The organism is Bacillus sp. AP8 (genome assembly GCF_000321185.1).
Classification (GTDB): Bacteria; Bacillota; Bacilli; order Bacillales; family DSM-1321; genus Bacillus_AD; species Bacillus_AD massilioanorexius.
Genome location: NZ_CAPG01000002.1, coordinates 1 through 24,644, shown reverse-complemented (window position 1 = coordinate 24,644; position 24,644 = coordinate 1). Strand labels below are relative to the sequence as shown.

At 33.7% G+C, this 24,644-nt stretch carries 21 protein-coding genes; 7 read left to right on the top strand and 14 right to left on the bottom strand.

The genetic code is table 11. The features are described 5' to 3' along the window. The first annotated feature begins 249 nt into the window (after positions 1-249). Both BN349_RS00130 and BN349_RS00120 read left to right on the top strand, forming a co-directional pair. A complete protein-coding gene (locus BN349_RS00130) occupies positions 250-828 on the top strand; it encodes an SGNH/GDSL hydrolase family protein (RefSeq protein WP_019240226.1) in 579 nt (192 codons plus the stop codon). Between the two features lie 767 nt (positions 829-1,595). Next, positions 1,596-2,960 carry a peptide MFS transporter gene (locus BN349_RS00120; protein ID WP_019240224.1) on the top strand — a complete coding sequence of 455 codons (1,365 nt, stop codon included), beginning with the start codon at positions 1,596-1,598 and terminating at the stop codon, positions 2,958-2,960. Positions 2,961-3,121: 161 nt separating this feature from the next. Here the strand turns inward: BN349_RS00120 and BN349_RS24625 are convergent, their stop codons facing one another. Then, positions 3,122-4,267: a hypothetical protein gene (locus tag BN349_RS24625; protein WP_019240223.1), complete on the bottom strand. Its 1,146-nt coding sequence runs from the start codon at positions 4,265-4,267 to the stop codon at positions 3,122-3,124. Positions 4,268-4,561: 294 nt separating this feature from the next. Between BN349_RS24625 and BN349_RS00110 the strand changes: the two genes are divergently transcribed. Next, positions 4,562-6,067, top strand: a complete 1,506-nt coding sequence (locus tag BN349_RS00110; protein ID WP_019240222.1) for a catalase — start codon at positions 4,562-4,564, stop codon at positions 6,065-6,067. A 385-nt stretch (positions 6,068-6,452) separates the two neighbouring features. Here the strand turns inward: BN349_RS00110 and BN349_RS00105 are convergent, their stop codons facing one another. The 7 genes from BN349_RS00105 to BN349_RS00075 all read right to left on the bottom strand — a co-directional run bounded on the left by BN349_RS00105 (position 6,453) and on the right by BN349_RS00075 (position 14,407). After that, positions 6,453-7,421 carry a sugar phosphate isomerase/epimerase family protein gene (locus tag BN349_RS00105; protein WP_019240221.1) on the bottom strand — a complete coding sequence of 323 codons (969 nt, stop codon included), beginning with the start codon at positions 7,419-7,421 and terminating at the stop codon, positions 6,453-6,455. A gap of 47 nt (positions 7,422-7,468) precedes the next feature. Next, a complete protein-coding gene (locus BN349_RS00100; RefSeq protein ID WP_019240220.1) occupies positions 7,469-8,509 on the bottom strand; it encodes a Gfo/Idh/MocA family protein in 1,041 nt (346 codons plus the stop codon). Next, entirely contained in the window at positions 8,509-9,558 is a 1,050-nt protein-coding gene (locus BN349_RS00095; RefSeq protein ID WP_019240219.1) for a Gfo/Idh/MocA family protein, read from the bottom strand. The genes BN349_RS00100 and BN349_RS00095 overlap by 1 nt, the downstream gene beginning before the upstream one ends. A gap of 21 nt (positions 9,559-9,579) precedes the next feature. After that, positions 9,580-10,407 carry a carbohydrate ABC transporter permease gene (locus BN349_RS00090; RefSeq protein WP_019240218.1) on the bottom strand — a complete coding sequence of 276 codons (828 nt, stop codon included), beginning with the start codon at positions 10,405-10,407 and terminating at the stop codon, positions 9,580-9,582. Positions 10,408-10,433: 26 nt separating this feature from the next. Further along, a complete protein-coding gene (locus tag BN349_RS00085; RefSeq protein ID WP_051024168.1) occupies positions 10,434-11,648 on the bottom strand; it encodes a carbohydrate ABC transporter permease in 1,215 nt (404 codons plus the stop codon). A 389-nt stretch (positions 11,649-12,037) separates the two neighbouring features. Next, on the bottom strand, positions 12,038-13,324 hold the full coding sequence (locus tag BN349_RS00080) for an ABC transporter substrate-binding protein (RefSeq protein ID WP_019240216.1): 1,287 nt from the start codon (positions 13,322-13,324) through the stop codon (positions 12,038-12,040). Positions 13,325-13,417: 93 nt separating this feature from the next. After that, positions 13,418-14,407: a LacI family DNA-binding transcriptional regulator gene (locus tag BN349_RS00075; protein WP_026089094.1), complete on the bottom strand. Its 990-nt coding sequence runs from the start codon at positions 14,405-14,407 to the stop codon at positions 13,418-13,420. 781 nt (positions 14,408-15,188) lie between these two features. Between BN349_RS00075 and BN349_RS00065 the strand changes: the two genes are divergently transcribed. Next, entirely contained in the window at positions 15,189-16,076 is an 888-nt protein-coding gene (locus BN349_RS00065; protein WP_019240213.1) for a TetR/AcrR family transcriptional regulator, read from the top strand. A gap of 389 nt (positions 16,077-16,465) precedes the next feature. Here BN349_RS00065 and BN349_RS00060 read toward each other — a convergent pair whose 3' ends face one another. Together BN349_RS00060 and BN349_RS00055 are read right to left on the bottom strand one after the other, a co-directional pair. Beyond that, positions 16,466-17,353, bottom strand: a complete 888-nt coding sequence (locus tag BN349_RS00060; protein ID WP_019240212.1) for a MerR family transcriptional regulator — start codon at positions 17,351-17,353, stop codon at positions 16,466-16,468. A 172-nt stretch (positions 17,354-17,525) separates the two neighbouring features. Continuing rightward, positions 17,526-18,143, bottom strand: a complete 618-nt coding sequence (locus tag BN349_RS00055; protein WP_019240211.1) for an NUDIX hydrolase — start codon at positions 18,141-18,143, stop codon at positions 17,526-17,528. Between the two features lie 347 nt (positions 18,144-18,490). Here BN349_RS00055 and BN349_RS00050 point away from each other — a divergent pair, with 347 nt between their 5' ends. Beyond that, complete coding sequence (locus tag BN349_RS00050; protein ID WP_019240210.1) at positions 18,491-18,838, top strand: ASCH domain-containing protein; 348 nt, start codon at positions 18,491-18,493, stop codon at positions 18,836-18,838. A gap of 456 nt (positions 18,839-19,294) precedes the next feature. Here the strand turns inward: BN349_RS00050 and BN349_RS00045 are convergent, their stop codons facing one another. Further along, on the bottom strand, positions 19,295-20,482 hold the full coding sequence (locus tag BN349_RS00045) for an MFS transporter (protein ID WP_019240209.1): 1,188 nt from the start codon (positions 20,480-20,482) through the stop codon (positions 19,295-19,297). A 260-nt stretch (positions 20,483-20,742) separates the two neighbouring features. Between BN349_RS00045 and BN349_RS26530 the strand changes: the two genes are divergently transcribed. Next, a complete protein-coding gene (locus BN349_RS26530) occupies positions 20,743-20,934 on the top strand; it encodes an ATP-binding protein (protein WP_019240208.1) in 192 nt (63 codons plus the stop codon). A gap of 116 nt (positions 20,935-21,050) precedes the next feature. Here BN349_RS26530 and yeiL read toward each other — a convergent pair whose 3' ends face one another. Further along, positions 21,051-21,722 carry a transcriptional regulator YeiL gene (gene yeiL, locus BN349_RS00035; protein WP_019240207.1) on the bottom strand — a complete coding sequence of 224 codons (672 nt, stop codon included), beginning with the start codon at positions 21,720-21,722 and terminating at the stop codon, positions 21,051-21,053. A 137-nt stretch (positions 21,723-21,859) separates the two neighbouring features. Here yeiL and BN349_RS00030 point away from each other — a divergent pair, with 137 nt between their 5' ends. After that, positions 21,860-23,032: an MFS transporter gene (locus BN349_RS00030; protein WP_019240206.1), complete on the top strand. Its 1,173-nt coding sequence runs from the start codon at positions 21,860-21,862 to the stop codon at positions 23,030-23,032. 157 nt (positions 23,033-23,189) lie between these two features. Here BN349_RS00030 and BN349_RS00025 read toward each other — a convergent pair whose 3' ends face one another. Next, complete coding sequence (locus tag BN349_RS00025) at positions 23,190-23,615, bottom strand: GNAT family N-acetyltransferase (protein WP_019240205.1); 426 nt, start codon at positions 23,613-23,615, stop codon at positions 23,190-23,192. Positions 23,616-23,687: 72 nt separating this feature from the next. Then, positions 23,688-24,323: a FusB/FusC family EF-G-binding protein gene (locus BN349_RS00020; protein WP_019240204.1), complete on the bottom strand. Its 636-nt coding sequence runs from the start codon at positions 24,321-24,323 to the stop codon at positions 23,688-23,690. Positions 24,324-24,644: the final 321 nt, after the last annotated feature.

The following is a 24,644-nucleotide window of genomic DNA, read 5'->3' as shown; positions in this document are numbered from 1 at the left end:
AACAATACAGTTTAATTTTACATCCATTCATCATATGGAGCAGAGTCTTCGTTACTCTATCTTTTGATTTTGGCTGTAAAGATTATTGCTTTTCAAAACGTTCGGTGAATAAAACCAGTGCAGTTGATTGGAATAAGATACGAGACTCCAGGAGCAGAATTCAACCTACAATCTTGATTTTAACGCGCAAACGACAAATTCCATTTTATAGTATAATTGTAAATATATTAAATTTAAGAGGTGTAAAATATGTTAAATGAATTCGTTGCCATGGGAGATAGCTTTACAGAAGGAATAGGCGATGAGATTGATGGTGTGTCACTAAAAAGCTGGGTTGAATATTTTGCGCTATTACATGAGCCAAAACTAAAATACACTAATCTGGCAAAAAGAGGATTATTAACAAAAGAAATTCGAGAGCAGCAATTAACCAAAGCTTTAGCCTTAGAGCCTAGTATGGTCAGTCTAATAGCAGGAGCGAACGATGTATTAAAAGGAAAATGGAACAGTAAAGAATATAAAATAGAAATGGAATACATGATAGACTCTTTAAGTAAAACGGGAGCTAAAATACTTATAGCCAACCTTCCTGATTTTACATTTAGACTGCCATTACGTTTACCACAAAAACAATTAGTTCAAGCACAATTAGTAGAAGCAAATCAAATAATACAGTCACTTAGTGCAAAATATGAATTCATTCATTTTAATTTTTGGGATCACCCATTAACTAAAGAAAAAACATTTTGGTCAAAAGATCGTATTCACCCGAATTCCAAGGGCTATTTGGAAGTTGCAAATATAATCTATAAACAATTATTAGCATGAACAAAGTTGAACTTACGCTTTTACATTTATACAGCTATTACGTGAGAGTCTTCTACGTCTCAGACCAAGAAAGACTATTTAGTGTAATACGAATGGTTGATTTCTTCCCATGTGAAAACCACTTCGCGAAACATACAAAACAACATTGCACGTTATACAATCTTAAAAAAGGCTGTTACAAAAGGAGTTTTCATCGCTTTTATAACAGCCTCTTGTTCATTATGAATAATACATTAAAAAAAGAAGGTTTCCCCTACTTACTTTGCCATTTTTATAGGTACTCATATAATAACTTACCCAGTTTCCTCCTGAATACTGCTCTAGACCATAGATAAGTTTTTCACCTAATATATAGTTTTGATCAACTGATTTATCCTTTACTAAAATCTTTGAATAGTCCCCATTAGTAGTCATCATTCCTTTTAATAGATTCCAAAACCATTTTACAAAAATACCACTATGAAGAACGCGCTATAAGTCTTATAATTATCATTTTTCTGAAATCTTTTGGTGAAGACAGCTAATGAAATAAGAATTCAAAAATAATAAAAAATATTAGGAAAAAACTTAATACACTATTTTTTTAAGAGAATCCAAAAAGTGTTTTATTATAATAATAAGTTTTGTTGCTTTATACAATTAAAGTATTAAAAGCTTCATTCAATCTAAATCAATACCTGCTAAAAATTTATAACAGAATCTCGTGATGTGAATTTTCATTCTATTATAACTTTTTAGCAGTAAAAATTTTCAGGAGGAAACAACTTATGAATAAACAGAAAAACGTAAGTAAACACCCACCAGGGTTATATTTACTCTTCTTCACAGAGATGTGGGAACGATTTAGTTACTATGGAATGAGAGGTATTCTTGTTCTTTATTTAACAAAAGAATTGATTGAAGGCGGTTTGGGCATGAGCTCAACCGTAGCGTTAAGCATTTATGGTTTCTATACTGGTGCTTGTTACTTAGCCCCATTAGTTGGTGGCTGGTTATCTGATATGTACTTAGGAAAACGTCTTGCTATTACTCTTGGTGGTATATCAATGGCCCTTGGTAACTTCATCATGTTCTTAGGTGATGCACAATGGTCTATGTACACAGGTCTAGCATTATTAATTATTGGTAATGGATTCTTCAAACCTAATATCTCAACTCTTGTTGGTGAGTTATATGAAGAGAATGATCCAAAACGAGATGCTGCATTTACAATTTTCTATATGGGTATTAACCTTGGGGCATTCATCGCACCATTAATTATTGCACTTGTAACAGACAAAATTATGGGTGGTATGCAAGGCGATGTATTCGTATATGGTTACAAGTACGGATTCTTAATTTCTTCAATCGGTATGGTAATTGGACAAGTTCTATTCAACACACTTGGTAACAAATACTTAGGTGATCTTGGTAAAAAACCAAGTCGTAACGAAGTTGTTGGTGATGTTGAAGCGAAAAACAGACCCCTTACATCTATCGAAAAACAACGTACAGTGGCAATTCTTATTTTAGCTAGTATTGTTATCTTCTTCTGGGCAGGTTTTGAACAAGCCGGAAGTTCATTAACACTTTATACGGATAAATTTGTAGATCGTACAATCTTTGGTTTTGAAATTCCAACACCATGGTTCCAATCAGTAAATCCATTGTTCATCATCTTATTAGCTCCGCTAGTATCAATGCTTTGGGTTAAACTTGCTCGCTCTAAACGCGGTGATTTACCTTCACCAGTTAAGATGGCAATTGGTATGATTCTTCTAGGTGTAGGTTATATGGTTCTTTTAGTAGCCGTATTAGGTACTGGAAGCAACGAAGCAGAAGTAGTAAATAAAGCGCACATCATTTTCATTGTATTAACATACATGTTCCACACTATAGGTGAGTTATTCCTATCACCAGTTGGATTATCTACAGTTAGCCGTATCGCTCCTGTGAAACTTGCTTCACTACTAATGGGTGTTTGGTTAGCAAGTTCAGGTATCGCAAATATTCTTGCTGGACAACTTGCTTCAGTAACACAAAAACTAGGTTACTTCGAAGTATTTGCAGCAATCGGTGGTATGGCAATTTTACTTGGTTTAATTCTTCTAGCATTCTCGAAGAAAATCACAAAAATGATGCATATAGATTGATTAGTATCTAATCAGTAAACAGAAATAATTCACACCATTTAGGTGAATATACTAAACTTATTTCACCTATTGAAGAAAGCCTGATTTTTAATTAAATCAGGCTTTCCTTTTTGACATACACTCTCATCCATTCATCTTTCAATATATTAGGCTATGTCATCTTAAGTTTTAATCTCCATCCCCAAAATATTCATCGTTTGTCGATAAGGAATGATTTTTTGACCATTCCACTTTAAGTCAGTTTGAATATAACCAAATCGATCCGCACTATACAGACCACTTAAATTTTGATATGCACTCAATTCATAAATACCGTCACGTTCAAAATCAATAGGATATAACCCCGTTAAGCCCGATGCAAAACCTTGTACGTGCTTTTTTAATGTTCCGTCCTCATTATATAGTTGAGATAAATAATTAGTGTCGCGATTGAAAAGGTCAATAATAAATTTTCGATTTAACACGTTGCTAATTATTTCTACCTTATAATTATCCATATAACAAATGTTATATACAAAGCGAGCATTAAAATCTTCTGAATCAAAAAGCAAATCGAATGTATGATCTAAGAAAGAGTAAATCGAGGCTGTAATGGTTCCCCCACTTCCACCAGTACTTGTAACTACTAAAATATCTAAAGCTTTATCTCTAGTAAAATCGCCTAAAAATATGGTTGGATCATATCCTGAATTATTTTTCAGAATAATGCTTTTCTTTTCTTTTGTTCTACCATCTTCAACCGTAAGTTTAAGATCTTGAACATATGTTTCTACCTCTTGTTGATTGCTTGTTAAATAAACCGTATCTTTAATCCCATCCCCATTAACATCACCTATTTTTTTATCAATAATATATCTATTATATGAATGGTTTTGCGCCTTTCGTTCATTTTGAAGTTTTATCAGAGTTTCTTTTGAACTAGTATAGAAATACTCTTCAGGTAATAAATGAACGAAACCGTTAGAAGTTTGATGAATGATATCTAAAACTGATCCCTCGTCCTTAATTTGCCAGCCAATAACTAAATCATTTTGCTTATTATTTGAAATTGGAACGGCAAATAAATCTGTAACGCTATTTCCTTTACCTCGAAAATGAACAAGGTTTTTCCAATTGTCATTCTCCCTCTTTAAAATGAGTACATAATTTTCATCTAAATTCCTATAAAGAGCCACTAACTCATCTTGATAGTCACCATCTAAATCCACAACTAATATAGCTTGTGAACCATTAATCTTTAAAATTTCCGCAGAACTAGGAATACGTTTTTGGATTGCTTGTAGGAATGAATCATCAATAGTATTCATATACGATCTCCCTTAGGCATTTTTCATACAGTATATGAAATACATAAACTACTTGTTATGACTATTGCGTATTCAGCCCTTCCATACAGAATTAATTCTTTCTTTGAAAACATATATTATCAAATTTATTGATAAATATTTCAATCTTCCCTTTCATCTTAAGTTTTGATTAATATATCATCCGATTTTTTCACATTAACGCAATATTTAAGTGCAAAAATTCGAAAATGTGTAACTATTAAAGTGATAAAATTAATATACAATTTAAGTATAAAGCTAAAGGAGGCTACATATATGGATGAAAATAACAAAAAAAATGTTCAAAATGAAGATCAGAAAAAAAGATTAACATCTGCATTTGGTGCACCAGTAGCTGATAATCAGAATACCATGACTGCAGGTCCTAGAGGTCCCGTTTTAATGCAGGACGTTTGGTTTATTGAAAAAATGGCACATTTTGACCGAGAAGTAATTCCTGAACGTCGTATGCATGCTAAAGGCTCTGGGGCATTCGGAACATTTACTGTTACAAATGATATTACTAAATATACAAGAGCTGCTATTTTCTCAGAAGTAGGCAAACAGACTGAAATGTTTGTTCGTTTTTCCACTGTTGCTGGAGAACGTGGCGCAGCCGATGCAGAAAGAGATATACGTGGCTTTGCTATGAAATTCTATACAGAAGAAGGAAACTGGGATCTTGTTGGTAACAACACACCTGTATTCTTTTTCAGAGATCCTAAACAATTCCCAGATTTAAACCATGCCGTTAAACGTGATCCTCGTACAAACATGCGAAGCGCTCAAAACAACTGGGATTTTTGGTCTTCCTTACCTGAAGCACTTCATCAAGTAACAATCACTATGAGTGATCGTGGTATTCCTAAAAGCTATCGAAATATGCATGGCTTTGGAAGTCATACATACAGCTTTATTAACGCAAACAATGAAAGACATTGGGTAAAATTCCATTTTATTACACAGCAAGGAATAGAGAACTTATCTGATCAAGAAGCAGAGGTAATCGTAGGTAAAGATCGTGAAAGTCACCAAAGAGATCTATATGAAGCCATTGAACGTGGTGATTTCCCTAAATGGAAAATGTATATACAAATCATGACGGAAGAACAAGCAAGACAAATGCCTTATAATCCATTCGATTTAACAAAAGTATGGTATAAGAGTGAATTTCCTCTAATTGAAGTTGGAGAGTTTGAGTTAAACCGTAATCCAGATAACTATTTTGCAGACGTTGAGCAAGCCGCCTTTGCTCCAACAACTATTGTCCCTGGTATTGGCTTCTCACCTGATAAAATGCTACAAGGTCGTTTATTCTCATATGGAGATACACAACGTTATCGTCTAGGTGTGAATCACTGGCAAATTCCTGTTAACTCTCCAAGAGGAGCGAAACATGTTCATTCATACCATCGTGATGGAGCTATGAGAGTCGATGGTAATATGGGCAGCACAAAGCATTACGAACCAAATAGTTATGGAGAATGGCAGGAACAACCAGAATATAAAGAGCCACCGCTTCCAATTGTAGGTGATGGTTATGAGTGGAATTTCCGTGAGGATGACGATGATTATTATACTCAACCTGGTAAGTTATTCAATATCATGACACCGGAACAACAGCAAGTACTTTTCGAAAATACAGCACGAAATATGCAAGGAACGACTAAAGAAGTACAATTAAGACATATCAACAACTGCTACAAAGCCGATCCTGCATACGGAGAAGGTGTAGCTAAAGCTCTCGGTATCCCTGTAAGTGAGATTGAAGCTGCTAAATAAATCAACCCTTATGCGATGAATATCAAAGCTTTTAAACGAAATGGAAAAGAGTTTAATACACAACCCTTTTCCATTTCGTTTTTTTCTATGAAATAACTCTGTAATTTATTACTTCTTTTACATGGCTTCAGTGAAAAAAGCATAAAAAAGTCTTGAGTTTAGCGGAAAGTGTATGACTCCTTCACTAGTACCAGGACAAGTGAAATTACATAAACACAAAGTGCTGAGGTGACTTGGCACGTGAGAGAAAAATGAACTTACTACATTATCAACAATAGAATATATAAGATTGTAGGTGACATGGTAAACGATCCAAGTTATTTAAAGAAACTTCAAGATTACCTAAATGAGTCCCAAAATAAACACAATTATAATTCCGTATTATTCACACCCACCATAAATTTGGTGGTGGTTCTTCAATCAAAACAGATTTTAAATTCCTAACAGCTCGAGTAAACCCTTCTTCAATTGACATTAAAGGATCTTCATGCTCAATACTTACAACATAATCATATCCATATTGTCGAAGTGCACTCATCATGTCTGACCATTCTTGTAAACTATGACCGCATCCAACTGATCTAAATGTCCATGCTCTTGTTTGAACACTACTATAAGGCTGCATGTCAGTTAGTCCGTACATATTCACTTGATTCTGGTCAATATATGTATCTTTTGCATGAAAATGATGAATGGCATTTTCTTTTCCTAGTAACTTAATAGCCGCTACAGGATTAATTCCTTGCCACCACAAATGACTTGGATCGAGGTTTGCTCCTATTGCATCACATGTTAGCTCTCTTAACTTTAATAAAGTGTATGGTGTATGAACAAGGAATCCTCCATGAAGCTCTAATCCAACTTTAACATGATGATCCTTTGCATACTGACCCCATTCTCTCCAATAAGGAACTAACTTCTCCTCCCATTGCCATTTTAGAACATCACTATATTCATTAGGCCAAGGAACAACAGGCCAATTTGGATAACGTGCTTCCTCATGATCTCCAGGTGTTCCTGAAAAACAATTCACTACAGGTACTTCCATTAGCTCAGCAAGCTGAACAGTCTTTTTAAAAATGTCATGAGATTGTTTAGCAAATATTTTATCTGGAGAAAGTGGATTACCATGACAGCTAAAAGCAGAGATCACTAGTCCTCTAGAAGCTATTTCGTTTGCATATGTTTGGCGAAGGTTTTCATCTTGAAGTAGTGCATCTACATTACAAAAAGCATTTCCTGGATAATTTCCCGTTCCAATTTCAATTGCTTGAATACCCGATTCACTGACATAATCCAACATTTCTACAAATGAACGCCCTTCAAATAATACGGTAAAGACTCCTAATTTCATTCTATTCCATCCTCTCTTTTGCCCATATCTTTTAGCAAATCACTTCGTTAATATTGTACGGCGTGCTGTACTTCACTGCTTTCATATATTTTTTCAATGATGCCAGAAACAAGTAACGCTTCTTCGGGTTTAACAATAAGCTCTTCATTCCCTAGACATGCCTCAATAAAGTTTTTCATTTGAGCAATACCAGGTTCCTCGCTTCCGGGAATCCATACAGCCTCACTATTAAACAACATTCCTTCTTTTGAATAATTCATTACTAAAGGAAAAACAGAAATGCCTCCTAAATCACCAGAGATGCTAACGGTTTCTATTACTTCTTCCTCGATATTATTTAACCACGAGGTTTCAAGTAGTAATGAAAGACCATTCTCGAATGTGATATATGCGGTAACATGATCATCCACATCAAATGTGGTATGATCAAACGGTCCCCACTGATTTACTTGATTTTTTGATTTTCCAAGAGAATTATAGGTTTTACCCACGATTTCTAGAGGTACTTTACTTCCAATAAGCCATAATGCTAAGTCTAATAGATGGCAGCCATAATCCATTAAGCTTCCTCCACCTTGAAGCTCTTTATTCGTAAACACACCCCAATTTGGCATCATTCTGCGTCTAAGAGCTTGAACCCTTACTACTAATGGTTTGCCAATAATACCACTATCCAATAATTTCTTAGCACCTTGAGCTTCTTTCATAAAACGATAGTGATATCCAATCGTTAAGATCTTTTTGGTTAAATGTGCAGTTGAAAGCATTGCATGACATTCTTTTTTAGATAGAGCCATCGGTTTTTCACAAAACACATGTACGTTTGCTTGTAAGGCAAATACAGCTATCTCCGAATGAAATTTATTCGGCGTACAAATAATAATGGCATCTACTTTAGTTAATAATTCTTTATAGTCCGTACTAACAAAAGGAATCTGAAATTTGGTTGCAACTCGGTTTGCTTTTTGAATATCGATATCACAAATAGCCATTATCATTACTCGCTCATGCAATAAATTTAATGCTGGTATATGACGATTAACAGCTATTTCTCCTGCTCCAATAATACCAATACGAAGCTTTTCCATTAAGAAGACACCTTACCTTGTTGATTAAGCTGAATGAAAGTTTTCTTTTCATTCGCTTCAAGTGCAGCCAGTATGACTTGTAAGGATTTCATTCCTTCTATTCCAGAAATCGGAGAATCACCATTTGTAGCAATGCTTTCTATAAATGCATCGATTACCTTTGAATCACTCTGCTGTCCCTGTTCATTCGTTTGGATTCCTTCTAATTGATGACGTTCTATTTCTCCATTACTATACTGAATAATAAGGGCATCTCTTAGGTCGTCTTCAAGACGCATAATTCCTTTTTGTCCATAAATAATCGTTGAATTGTCTTCCTCACCAACGTATGTCCAGCTAGAACATAGAGTCCCAATAATACCGCTTTCTGTCCGCAAAATGCATACTGCGTTATCATCTACAGAGCAATTCTCCTTAGCTTTTGTATCCACAAAAGCCGCTGCTTCAACAATTTCTTCATTTAGTAAAAAGCGTATTAAATCCGCCTTATGAACTCCCAAATCTCCTAATGATCCAAGGCATGCCTTTTCTTTAGAAAAAAACCAACTATTTGATCCATCTACACTCCATGACTCAGGACCTCTATGACCAAACGTTGTGCGAAAGCTATAAATCTTCCCAATCTTTCCTGTTTCAATCATATTTTTTGCGAGTTTATGAGATCTTACAAAGCGTTGATTATGTGCTATCATCAATTTCTTTTTTGTTTGGTTCGCCGCTTCAATCATCCGCTCCGCTTCTTCTACAGATGTAGCAATTGGTTTCTCACATAATACATGTTTTCCCGCTCGCAGTGCCGCTATTGAAATTTCAGCATGAAGAAAATTTGGTGTACAAATTGAAACGGCATCAATATCTTGATTCTCTAACAAACAATGATAATTTGTGTAATACTTAGCACCATATTTTTGGCCTACCATTATAGCTCTTTCTTCATTCGGATCACAAACAGCCATAATTTGAACTAGCTGATTAGCATCGTATTCAGGTAAATGTCGATGCTGGGCAATGCTTCCACAACCGACAATTCCCACATTGATTTTTCTCATGAAAACACATCCTTAAATGAATTATTCTTTTACAGAACCAGAAGTTAATCCTGAAACTATACGACGTTGGAAAATGAGCACTAATATAACTAATGGAACCGTAACAATAACAGTGGCAGCTGCAATCTCTCCCCATTGAATAGTGTATTGACCTTGAAACATTGAAATACCAATTGGAACCGTTTTATAACGATCATCTGTATTAATTGTTAATGCAAACAAAAACTCATTCCATGCTGCAATGAATACGAGAATTGCCGTCGTAAAAATACCGGGCATCGCTAATGGTAAAATGACTCTCCAATAGGTTTGCATTAATGACGCACCATCCATTCTAGCCGCTTCCTCTAAATCATTTGGAATCTTTCTAAAAAACGTTACAAGTAACCAAATAGAAAGTGGGAGCGTAATGGTCGTATAAGGGATAATCAAGCCAAGATATGAGTTTGTTAAGCCCATATTTTTTAAGAACACGTAGATTGGTGATATAGTCGCAATTTGCGGAAACATCGTTACCGATAAAACAATTCCTAAAATGATTGTCTTCCCTTTAAATTGCAATCTAGCAATGGCATAAGCTGCAAAAGAAGCTACTAATACCGTATAAATCGTTGTAATGGATGAGATGACAAAACTATTCCATAAATATTGGAGAAAGGGGTAATTCGTGAAGACAGAAACATAGTTTTCAAGAGTGGCATTAGATGTAAAAGGATTAAAGGCGTCATCACCAAATAGCTCACTTGCTGGCTTTATAGAACTTGCAAGCATCCACAAAAATGGGAACATGACGAAAAAAACAAAAACGACTAGAAATAGATAAAATAATGGACCTGCTTTCCTCTGCATTCTTCTTCACCTCTTTCCTTCATTTATTAATTGAGTAAGTCTTTCCCTAAAATCCTAATATAAATCATGGAAATAAGCGCTACACAAAGAAATACAATCACAGATAATGCTGAACCATCTCCAAAATTCGTTTGAGAGAACATCACTTTATAAGCCATAACTGATATCGTTTCAGTTGAATTGGCTGGTCCTCCACCTGTCAGTACAAAAATTAAATCGAATACACGAAAAGCATCTAACGTTCTAAATAATAAAGCTACCATTAAGCTAGTTTTCAAGAGTGGTAATGTAATAGAAGTAAACTGTTTCCATTTGCTTGCTCCATCAATAGAAGCAGCTTCATATAAAGTATTTGGAATAGTTTGAAGTCCTGCCAATAATAACAAAGCCATATAAGGAGTTGTTTTCCATACATCTGTAAAAATAATAGAGAAAAACGCACCAATATTAGTTGTCAGAAGCGTTGCCATATTATCAACTAAACCAACACTTTCAAAAATTTTTGCCACTATTCCATTTTGACCATCATATAAGAATTTCCACATTAGAGCTGATACTGCTGTCGGTATTGCCCATGGAATTAATATGGTTGCTCGAATAATCCCCCTGCCGATAAACGCTTTATTAATAAGCAAAGCGATTGCCAGACCAATGACTAATTCAATCCCTACTGATATAACCGTAAACACAACTGTATTGGCAATCGCCTTCCACATTCGCGAATCTGTAAAGTTATCCTGGTAATGCTTTAAACCTATAAAATTTGGTTTGATGATACTTTCACTCAGTCCTGAAGACAAGCCAAGTAACTTACTATCCTTTGCCAATAACTGTTGATCTGCTAATGTTTTGATATGCTCTGTAATAGAAGTTAACTGCTGACGAATAGAAAGTGCTTTTTCTTTATCTAGTTCAACAATACTTACTGTAGTATCCACATTTTCAAAATTATCCAATTGATCATTTACTTTATCGTAGTTTGCTTTTATTCCTTTTGTCTGAAGAATTTCTTCATTTACTGTCTGCAATTGTTTTTTTGTGTCCTTAAGTTTATCAATTGCTTTATCTTCTTGATCGATGGCATTTACTAAAAATGGATAGCTATTCAAATATCTTTCTAAATCAATGCTATATCCTACATGTGTTTCCGAGCGAATAGGATCATTAAGTCGTAAATCAAATAAGCTGAAATAAAAGGACTGTAAAACTGGCCATATAGCTATAGCGATAATTAAAATCATGGATGGAGCTACTAAAAGATAACCTGCTACTCGATTATTCTTGTTCTTTGTTTTTTTCACTTTTTTTAGTTGAACATTGCTGGAGCTATTATTATCTACTTTAGGGTGTTGATCCATCTTCAACCCTCCCATTCATCTTCTAGAAGACTCAAACGAATATAAAACTAACTTTTGTAAGAAAAGTTCAAAATATAACATGGCTATAATTGGCTTGGCCATTGGCAAAAACGACATACACAACATGCAAGTAAACGTATACAAATAGGTAATACTGCCGTTCTTTGGCCTTCTATACCCATTTCATCTAACATTGAAAGAACACACTAAATGGTAGTAATATGGTAGAAAAAGATTAGCCTTCCAGTTACGTGAAGGCTAATCTTTATGTCTTATTTGACTAGTTTTGCATCAATTTCTTTTTGCATATTCTTCACAGCCTGCTCTACTGTTTGTTCACCCGCAATTGCTTTTGATACTTGAATCTGGATGATTTCAGAAACTTCAGGGTAATTTGGAGCAACCGGTCTAGAAACCGCAACATTTAATCCGTCTACAAATCCTTTATCAGCAAAAGTAGGATTTGCTTTCAAAACATCTGGATCTTCATAAAGCTTTGTTATAGCAGGAGCATTACCACCATAAATTGCACCAAGTTTTTGCCCTTCAGCACCAGCCATAAATTTAACAAATTCCCATGCTTCTTTTGGATGCTTCGAGTATTTGTTAATACCTACTTGCCAACCACCTAAAGCTGCAGCTGAACCGTTATCTCCCGCTGGAAGTGGAGCGACTCCTACTTTATCAACAATTTTCGATTTTTCTTTATCATTTGCACTTGCAAATTCATAGGGCCAATTTCGTACAAATACAGCCTGCCCCTCAATATATGCTTGATCCGTTTCGGTTTCAGCAAACGTCGTTACATTTTGGGGTACGAAGTTCGATTTCGCGATTTCAACCAGTTTGTTTAAGCCTTTTATTGTTTCTGGAGAATCGACTACAACGTTTCCATTTTCATCGATAAACTTCCCACCATAGGAAGCAACGAATTCAATCGTATTACATACAAGCCCCTCATACTGCTTCGCTTGCATAGCATAACCGAACTTAGTTCCATCTTGACCTTTTTTAGAACTAGCCATTTTAATTAAATCATCCCACGTTTTTGGTACTTCTTCTGGTTTAACTAAATCTTTTCGATAGAATAATAGTCCAGCATCAATAAACTTAGGTATTGCCCACTGTTTTCCATTGAATTGAGCAGCAGAAATAGCCCCCTTATTATATTCACTTAAATCGATTCCATCTTTTTCAATAAAACGGTCCAATGGAAGCACATATCCTGCCTGAGCAAATTCTGCCGGCCAAATAACATCCATATCAATTACATCAATTTCGGATGATTTCGCATTGAATGCTGTTACATATGCGTCATGTTGCTGCCCGGTATCAGCTGGCATTTCCCTAAATTTCACTTTAATATTTGGATGTGCTTTCTCAAAAGCTTTTACAGTCTCTTCTGTACCTTTCGTAACATCCTTTCCTCTTGAATAAACAATCGTTACTTGCTTATCCTTTTTTTCTACCTTGTCATCATTGGTGGCTTTGTCAGAATTACATGCTCCTAACAATAAGGAAAGTGCTAAAACACCCGTTAGCATCATTTTTTTCTTCATAATATTTCCCCTTTACGCATATTTAAAAAGCGATCCTATCTACCTAAAAAACATATGTCAAATGACAAGAAGTAAGATACTTATATGAAAAGGTCAAGTTGATTTTCTAACAATCAGTTCTAATGGTAATTGAATATCCATATCTTCCGTTTTTAACTGCTGATCCAATGCTTTGAGCATTGTTTCCATCGCAATCTTACCAATTAATTCCGTTGGTTGGCGAATGGTTGTTAAAGTTGGCTCAACAACACTAGCAATTTGTTGATCATCAAAACCAATTACCGCAAGATCTGTAGGTACTGTATATCCATGGGACTTAGCTTCTAGAATGATACCTGCAGCCACTTGGTCACTCCCTGTAAAAAAAGCAGTTGGCGGTTCTTTTAATGATTGCCCTAAATGAAAAACTTTTTTTCCATCATTCAAATCAAGAATATTTTTAAATGTATACTCTGGTTTTAATTCAATACCTGCTTCTCTTAACGCAAAAGCATAGCCATTGTATCTATCTTTAGTAAGTGGTGTTGGTTGGTCACCAAAGCAGTATCCAATTCTAGTATGTCCTTTATTAATAAGATGCTGAGTACCAATATAGCCACCTTCAAATTGGTTTAATCTTACTAAAGGCACTTTATCTTGGAACTGATATTCATTACAAAGAACAATTGGTCCATACGTATGATACGGAAATAATTCTTCCCACTTGTTTTCAAATGAAGTGAGGATAATTCCATCTACTTGCTTGGACTTTAAATAATTCATGTAAGTTAGTTCTTTCTGTTTATCATATTGTGTGTGACATGTAAGTATAAGATAACCAAATTCTGTGGCGATTTGATCAATACCTTCAAGTAAATAAGCAAAAAAGGGATTTGTTAGCTTGGGTACAAGTACCGCAATGGTGTGAGTTTTTTGATTACGAAGTTTTTGTGCGGATGCATTGGGAACGTAGTTCAGTATACGAATTGCTTCATGTACTGCTTCTTTTTTTTCTTCAGAAACATAAGGATGATTGTTGATAACACGAGAAACCGTAGCTCTTGAAAGCCCAGTCATTTTTGCAACATCGGCTAGAGTTGCCAGATCATCGCCTCCTTTAGTAAGGTGAACTTCGATTAATAGGTGTTTACCAACTTCAAATATTGGTTAGTTACACCAATCTAGTACTTACTGAAGTAAATCTCCTACTTCAACTTCTGTTTTTTCTAAATGTAATTTTGAAGGAGAAGTACTTGTTTCAGTAATGAATCATATGAAATCGATTTCATTATCCAAAGTATATGTAATTTTGTAAGCGATTACAACTATTTTATGGAATTTTTTTTCAAAATTTTTAAGATGCTCTTTTCAAATATAAAAAATCCTATTCGATCACGTTGTCAAATAGGATTCTCTATTACTATATAAAACTTTAAAACAGAGAAAATGGATTTTATTTAAACGAATGAATGACCCACAAACAAATAATTCCAATCTGAAATAAATGAAATACAATAGTTCTATTTCTTCTTTTCATTTTTCGCATGTGTTCATCCTCCTTGGTTAATTGACAACAAAGTTTGCGAAAACTTGATTACTTATGTACATTCATTTTTAATACTTAATTCCCTTTATATCAACGAATAAAACAATGTTTTCATATTAATCTCTTAGTGGAATTATCCAATTTTTCAATATGCTACTTATAATCTTTTTTTACGAACAATACTTAGAGTTCATTTTTATACCTATGTTATAATTAGTTATATGATACATCCTATTAAGTCATTTGACAAGAAAGCTTGACTTGAGGCATAAATTGAAATTCATCAATAGATAAGGTAGTCTTTTATTGTGGATCAGTATTTACCAAAGGAGCATAACCATGAATAAACGAAAAGAACATGTAGTAGAAAAAGCACATGAGCTATTTATAGAAAAGGGATATCATGCAACATCCATACAGGAAATTTTAAATAGTAGTGGTATCTCAAAAGGTTCTTTTTATAACTATTTTGATTCTAAAGGAGAGCTCTTTAAAGCCGTCTTTCATTCCATTGAAAAAGAATTAAAGGAAGAGCAAGATGCTCTACTTATAGGGGAAGATCCATCAAATATTGATATTTTCATTAAACAAGTAAACTTAACGATGGAATTAAATCGAAAAAATAAATTGATTCAACTTGTAGAAGATGCACTTGTTTCAAATGATCCAGAATTAATTCTCTTCATTAAGCAATCTAAATTTCTATTTTTGAAATGGGTATACGAGCGTTTTCTTCATATATTTTCTGAAGATAAAAAACCTTATATTTTCGATTGCGCAGTCCTTTTTACCGGACTCATGCAAAATATTCTTCAAACAAGTAGTGCTATGAAAGAAGCCATACCAACGCATCATATTACTAACTACTGTATAGATCGAATTGTAACTATTTTAGAAGATATAAGTGAAAAAGAAGTTCAGCTTTTCACACAAGATAAAGTCCAAAAACTATTTCCTAACAGTGATTATATTGACTTTTTTAACAATGATTTTTGCTTTGCAACTCTTCATTTGAAAAAAAATATTGAAAAAGTTGTTCCAGCTAATGATCCAAAATTATCTTCCTATCTTAACCTAGTTTATTTTATTCAAGAAGAAATTATGAATCATACAGAACCAAGAGTTTTCTTAATTGAGAGCGCACTTTTATCATTACAAACCTGTTCACTAATTAATGATTCGAAAGAGTTCAAAGAGTTTAAAAAGATATTATGGACAAAAATCTAATGAAAAAAATAGCATCCTATCATAATTCAACTAACTGAATGTCAGATTTTTTATCCTTCTTTTCCCAAAAAGCATAGGCGTGGTCTATGCTTTTTGGGATTTCTTATAAATTAAAACGTTTGCTAGATAATGCATAGAGACCACAACAACATACATAAATCCCAGCAATTATAAAAATCGTTTCCATCTGAACGATATCACAATAGATCCAAGTAAACCATCCCTAATGGCAAAGCACAAGAATTTGAAACCTGTAAAGGCTAAACATTCTCCCGTATCAATAGTTCAACTTTTTCTTGTAATAAAACTCTAATTGGAGCATGATAATAGGCATCGTAATTCCAATTAGAAAATTAAATCTAAATAAATGAGAAAGTTGCTTCATTATATTATTCACTACCAATATTTTTCGCTTGCGGAAAATCCGCAATAAATCGACTATTCAATTGATGTAGTTCATCCCAATAATTTTTATAAGATTCACTTGAAATTTTTAAATTAGGAATAAACACTTCATAATATCCGTTTTTTTTCTGAAACTCTTTTAAAGTTTGTTGCATCCGATATGCAAGACTTGCTTTAAATTCCTCTGAATTACGATAGTTCATATACCAATTAATAGTGTCCTTATGATTTTGGATATATCCATCATAGTCGTTAAACGCTTGCTTAATCCCTTGACCCATTTGACTAAATTCCCTATCACTTAATACATCTAATTGTTCCGTTAAAAAGTCTTGTATGTCCTTATCAAATTTTAAATCATCAACAGAATCTAGAAATTTAATTACTGCATTATAGGCCATTATTTTTTCAGGGCTATCAATCTGTCCATCTAAAAACATTCCGAAATGAGCATATAAATACCTTCCAAAAAAGCCCGGAAATGCTTGTAACAATTTATCTTTAATTCTTATATACGGGTCTAATTTATGCTCAATTTCTTGAAATGCCTTATCGATAGAAAGGTTATTATCCAAAAATTGATTTAAGTATTCTTTTTGTGCTTTTAGTTGATCCAGCTGAAAAGCTTGTTTTAATTGAAAATCCTTTAAAGCAACATGCTTATCATTACTATTCAACATTAGCTTAATATCACGAACACTCATTCCTAGTTTTCTCAGAACATAGATTTCTTTTAATCTAACAACAGCTTGTTCATTATAGGTTCGATATCCATTGCTATCATAATTTGTAATAATTAAGCCTTCATGTTCATAGTAGCTTATAGCTTTCTTAGTAAGCTTACACAATTTAGAAACCTCACCAATATACATGGGGATCACCTCATATTATTTCACAATCTTACATTCCTACCTTAAACCATTTCCAAAGGTCCTAGTCAATAACATCTCCTAATACTAATTTAGAAAGTGATTAGCCAACAAATTTTTGTTGGCTATTCGTTACTAATTTCAATTGTATTTAAAAAAACTTTGTCTTAACCTACTAATCGAAGTAGACAGGAAGTTCAGGATTAGCCAAATATTGAAATGCTTTTTCAATTTGCGATTTGGTATTTCGGGCTTCTGATAATGATGGTATTTCATCTTCTGCAAAAAAATCCACCTCTTCTGTTTCAATTCCTCTAATAGGTTGACCACCAATTATGTCACATTGAATGAATATCTTATATACATGATAAAGAGATGGTGGATGAGGATGGTGAGATGTATCAAATACTGCTAACAATCTATTTGCCTTTACATCAAATCCTGCTTCTTCCTTTACTTCTTTAATAGCAACTTGGCTTGGTGATAAACCAACGTCGCCCCATCCTCCAGGTAAAGACCAATTCCCATCACTATTTTCTTTCACCATTAATATTTTTTTATCTCGAAAAATCACTGCTCGTATGTCGACTTTAGGTGTAGCATATCCTTTTTCATTGGCAAACAGAGCTTTTACTTCTTGTTGCTTTATTCCTGAATGTTCGGCTATTATTTCTATACTTAAATCTTGTATATGTGCAAATCTTTCTATATCGTAAATATCCTTGGAGTATGTTAATCCAGTCTGAGCAATTGCCTGTAACTGCTTTGCCCAATAAAGCCATTTAGGTTCCATATGAATAACCTCCTAAAATATGAGCGTCTATCATTCCATAATGATCTTATTATTGTTCTTTAGCTTTCTTTTTGTGTCGATACAACCTCTTGCTCCAAACTTAATAACGCTCATAATATTGTACGTAAACTTGTCTAATTTTCCTCGACCATTGTCTCTAAATAATGAAACTTTATAGACAAAATATTATAGATTATACTCTATTATAGTTCCTTATTTGAAGAAAACGACATATTGCAAAGAGTATAATCAACTTGTCTCTTCCAAGCTCGTTTTTCACAATATAACAGCTTGAATATACATAACTTAGTGGATTAAATAAATATATAAGTATCTGGAGGACAATAATGAAGGGTCTAATTATAAAATCACCATGGATTGATTACATTTTAGAAGGTAAAAAAACTTGGGAAATTAGAGGATCGAATACTCATATTAGAGGAAAAATAGCCCTTATTAAAAGTGGTAGTGGAATGGTGCTTGGTACTGTAGATTTAGTAGATAGTAAGAAATTATGTCTTCAAGAGTATCAACAAAGTGAAAGATATCATCTTGTACCACCTCAAGACTGTCAACAAGTTCCCTATAAAAATACATATGCTTGGGTTTTCGAGAATCCTATTTTATTTGAAGAGCCGATACAGTATAAACATCCAATGGGTGCTGTAATATGGGTTAATCTTTTAGTGATTTAATAAAGATTGTTGATTTTAAAAAAGTTTGATGAATATAATCGGCTGATAAAATGAATAATTGATTGGAGCCTAAATTGTATGATATTGCTACTAAAGCAACGTGCAAGGCGTGCCCAAAAAAGCCTAGGAATAAAAAGCATGGATTTTTATCCCTTGCTTTTCTCCCATATGATTTACTTCGGAAGTGTCAGTTGCCAAAACATCCTAAATTTATTAACAACCAACCGAACATTATACTAAATGAATAATTATCCATGACATTAACACACCACCATCACTCAAATTCTCGTAAAGATATTATAATAAAGAGATACATGTAGCTTCTTTGCTAGATGAAAAAGGAAACTTTTATTAAGTTTTTATATTTAGTTGTGAACAATAAAAGCTCAATATAGAGGTGAGATCGCAATTCTGTATATATCATTTTAAAAAAATCGGAGGCTTAATAGCCTCCGATTAATTCGCTGTTTGTACAAACTGTTTTTCACGCCAAAAAACAGTGATCACCAATCCAATGACAAGTATTAACGATGAAAATAGATATGGAAAATTAATATTAACATCGAAAAGAATACCAGCCAAAGATGGACCTACAATATTGCCCAAACTTGTATAAGCTGAATTCATTCCAGCAACAAAGCCTTGATCGCTTCCAGCCATTCTTGAAAGATACGTCGTTAGTGCAGGACGCAAAATATCAAACACTAAGAAAATGATACAAGTGTTTAAAAGAATAAGCCAAAAGTGCCCAATAAAAGTTGAAACAACAGCACAAATAGCACCTACTACTAAACAAAGCTGAATAAGTTTCTTTTCTCCAATCCAATCTACCATTCTATCAAACATAAATAGTTGAGCAATGACGGCAATAATGGATGAAATCGTTAGAATAGTGGCAATATCTCTAGGTGTAAAGCCAAATTTATGGTCTGAAAATAAACTAAACACTGTTTCATATGCTGAAAGACCAAATGCCAGCACGAAAACAATGACAAAAGCAATTAAATACATAGGCTTGAATGACTTCAAGATTTCTTTAAAGAAATTGCTCTTAGCACTAATAGCTGCTCGTTCACTTAATTCGTGTTTCGTTAAAGGTTCCTTCAGTATAAATAAGGAAATCAATGCTACAATGAATGAAATGACCGCAGCAAAATAAAACGGTGCTCTAACACCAAATTCTGCTACAAATCCACCTATACCTGGACCAATAATAAATCCTAAGCTAATTGCTGCTGAAATATACCCCATTGATTTTGGACGTTCTTTAACTGTGGTAATATCAGCCATATAGGCGGTTACCCCTGGCATAATAAACGCCGCACTTACACCACCCAAAATTCTCGAAAAGAATAATACCCATACATCCTCACCTAAACCAAAAATAAGCTCAGATAAAGAAAAAACAAATAATCCTAATACAATAATGATTTTTCTTCCAAAACGATCAATCCATTTTCCCGCAAATGGAGACATAATGAATTGCGTGAGCGAAAACGCAGCCATCATATACCCCATCGTGCTACCAGAAAGGTGCATTTCGTCAATGAAAGTCGGCATAATTGGAACAATTAATCCAATACCTAAGAAAACGATAAAGATATTTAGCAAAAGCATGGTGACAACAAATTTATTCTTAGACATTTTCTATCCACTATACTCCTTTTCTACTACTTAATTTTCTACTTTTTTTTCTCATTTTAGATTATCACATCTAAAGAGTTTAAACAGAACAAAATAGTTAGTTTTATATTTTCTTAGTAAAGTATTTTTTATAGTATCTCCGTTCACTTTAGCATTAACTCCATAACTATACTGTATAACAAAAAAAGGATTAAACGCCTATAAGTAACTTGTTCAATCCTCATCTACTATGTAATTTAAACTGGATTCTATTCAAGCAAATGGATGATTCAATTATTTTTGAAATTGAAGACCATGGTCCTGGTATACCTACTGCTTCAAAGGTATTTATCTTCGATCGCTTTTATCGAGTAGATCCATCGAAACCTGATAAGAATCACGTCGGATTAGGCTTCAGTATTAAACATAACGAATTTCCTATCATTATGATTGTACGATTAAGAAAAATATAAGAGGAACGAGGAAAAGTGAAAACATCAAGAATGTCTCATTTCCTGAACTAAGAAAAACACTAACCAATACTGTGATTAGTGTTTTTCGAATGTATTTCCGATCTTTTTTCTGAAATTTAGCCTCTTTGAATGGCTGTCGCTAACTGCTGAAGTCGGAGCTTATTCTTAATCACAAATCCTCTGCCTTGCTTTTCAATATATCCTGCTTCACTAAATTGTGCGAGTACATGTAGCAAATGTCGATACGAAACACCTAGATATTCACAAACTTCAGTATGCTTCTCTTTATAAAAATAATCGTCAGCAGATAATAATATAAATTCAGCGAGTCTGTTTTCAAGCGGATATGCTCGACTCACTGAATATTTCGCAGCCATAATCGTTTCCTTATAACTTAAAAATGTACATAAGTATTTCAAAAACGTCGCATCATGTAGCAACTGGTCTTTACATGCACGGACAGGAATGGCAAAACAAACCGTCTTCGTTGCTGTTTGAATACCTTTTGAGTAATACTGTTCATGTAATAATTCAATTTCACCAATAAATGCCCCAGGCTGTATAAAATTTAAAAGAGAAACCTTTCCATTATGATGTGTATAATAAATTTTTGCCTTGCCCTCGATTAAGTAGTATAAATATTCCGGAAAAGACCCTTCTTGAATGATATATTCACCACATTCAAATTGATGTACTTGAATCAAATCGATAATCGGAAATGAAAAGTGCGACTGAATTGGATATTTTTCAATGAATGTGCTACGTATAGGTTCAGATAATATATGCATACCTATTTCCCCTTCCAAATAATAACAACTTGTACGAACTTCTTGTCTAGGTTCTACCCTTTTTATAAAAGTATGAGATATCTCATATTATTGTAAAAAAACCCGTGCTATGATGCAATGAGTACGGAGGGATTTACATGAATAATCAGCGATGGATGTCGCAAAACTTTTTTGCATTTTTTATCACATGGGGAATATTTTTACCCTATTGGACAGGATGGCTTGTAGAAGCAAAAGGATTGAGTGTCTCAGATGCTAGTTTAATAATGAGCTTTGGACTTGCTGCTCGAGGAGCTTCTACACTATTTGCTTTTCCACTAGCTTCAAGGTATTGGAGCAATAAAATGGTCATAGTGATTTTAACGGTGGGAGCACTTTTATCTGCACTTTTATATATTCCAGCAAACTCATTCTCATCTCTGTTTGCTGTAACAATTATTTTTAGTTTATTTTATCCTGCACTTATGCCAGCACTTGATAGTACAGCAGGTATATTAGTGCAACATGGGCGACTTCATTACGGAAAAAGTCGTTCTTATGGTTCTATTGGGTTTATTGTAGCTGTTCTTATTCTCAGCGTTATGACAGGTTATTTTGGCGATTCAGCTATTTTATGGGCTATGATTTTCGGACTAATCGCTATGCTATTCCTTCATAGTTTCGTATCAGCACCTCAAGTACTATTAACAAAACCAGTTAAGAATCAAAAGAAAAAAGCATTATCCATTCGTAGTTTATGGAGCATTAAAGGATTTCCATTAGTACTATTAATTGTCATCTTGCTACAAGGCGCTCACGCTTCCTACTATAATTACGGTTATATTTATTTGCAGGATCTAGGTGTTTCGAAATATTATATTGGAATGATCATAAATATCGGTGTATTATTTGAAATACTTTATTTTGCAAAAGCCGATAATCTATTTGGTAAATGGAAACCAGCTTCATTACTTATATTAGCATCTGTTGGTTCTACTTTACGCTGGCTGTTAGTCGCTTTCTTTCCAAATGTTTGGATATTTATTTTATCACAAAGTTTACACGCACTATCATTTGGGGTAGCACATTACGCCTTTATTTTATATATCACACAAAAACTACCAAAAGAACAAATTCCGAATGCACAGGGCGTATATTCTGCCTTAGCTTTAAGCTGGAGTACAGCCATTTTAACACTGCTAGGTGGATCATTATATGAAATTTCGCCAAGTTATGCCTTTTTAGGGATGATTATTTGTACGATACCTGCTCTTTTATTAGCTTTAAAATTCCAAACACAAAAAAAATATCATATCGAACCAGGAAAGTAAGACATTTTGTTCTCTCTCTTTTATTAGCAATATATTGCTGATCATTTTCACAAGAAATGAACGGGTGAATGACGATTATCAACAAATAACATAAACCTCATGCAAAGGCTGTCTTCATTGTGATTCATCATCACTTTAAGACAGCCTTTTCTCTCAACTATTCTATAATTCTCTTATACAAATAATAATGATCAAAGCCTTCTGGAAAATTCTCAAGCACACCTAATACCTGAAATCCTAGCTTTTGATAAAAATCAGGAGCTTGAAAACTAAATGTATCAAGTTTCATTAAGTTACAACCTTTTTCTAAAGCTACTTTTTCAGCAATCTCTATTAGTTTTTTTCCTTGACCTTGACCCCGTAATTGATCATCAACCCATAGAATTTCAATTTGCAAACAATTCCAATCAATATATCCTAAAATACCACCAAGTATTTTATTATCATCATTTTTAAGAATGATACTAACTTTTTCAATATTCGTATAGGAAACATGCCTTTGATTATAGCTCACTAAGTTCTTTCTAACATATTCGGCATCTTCCGCATCCCACCCTATTTTCACTTGTAGCTGTTCGTTCATAATAAGACACATCCTCTCTTTACCATCACTCTTATATCGGAAACAATACTTATCTTTGTTTCTAATTCTTCCTTATTGTTTGGATAACACTAGAAATTCATCTAATTTATCTAAAGTAATTAAGTTATGATTACATTTTTGACTATCCAGACAAATGTAATTTCCTCTTTTAGTAAAGGTACCTTGTACAGTTCCTTTTTTCTCCGTCATGAATAACCCTACTTCTTCTATTTTATTACACAATACACAAATCCCTTTTTTATTTAGTGGTTTACAAGTTCCTTGTAAACCTGTAAGCTTACCTTCATGATACGTTACAATATACTTTTTTTGCGAACCTTTATCGTCCCAGCCTAAATATGAAATCTCTCTAAGATTCATGCCTTCTAAAACCGGTACCTTTAATTTCTTTACTTTAGGAAATAATTTTTTTATCTGTTGTTCCGATACTTCAAATGGCATAACAAAAGGCTTTATAGTATTTAAAAATGCTTCAGCTTGTTCCTTATCTTTAATCTCACTAATAGGATTTAACAGCTGTTTTTGCTCCTCACTTTCCTCTAAGAACATGTATAAAACTTTTTCTACAGCAAGAGACTTTAATGCCTGTAAAACCGCTCTATCATTTGAGGACGAATGTCCATTAACTAAAATTTGAGTTTGATACTTTATAAAATTATACTGATCATTTCTAATAAATGGGGTCATTTTCATCATTCCAATCCATAATTGTAACCGTATAGTCGTACCTATATTTTATATAATTTAACTGCATTGTAAAATGCCGAAAACGAGTAGGAAACAAACTCACCATAAAAAGAGGCTATCTAAAAAGAAGGCAGGTTCTAAAAGATTGTTGTTTTGTAATGGCTCTGTTCGTAGGCATTGTTTCTTTTGATTTCCCTTTCTTATTTAACTAACGGAGCAGCATTCCTGTAATGAATGAAAATGAGATTTGAGCATAAAAAGACCTCTTGATATGATGAAGTTGTCCTAATTGGCGGGCAGCTAAGGGACAACTTCATCATA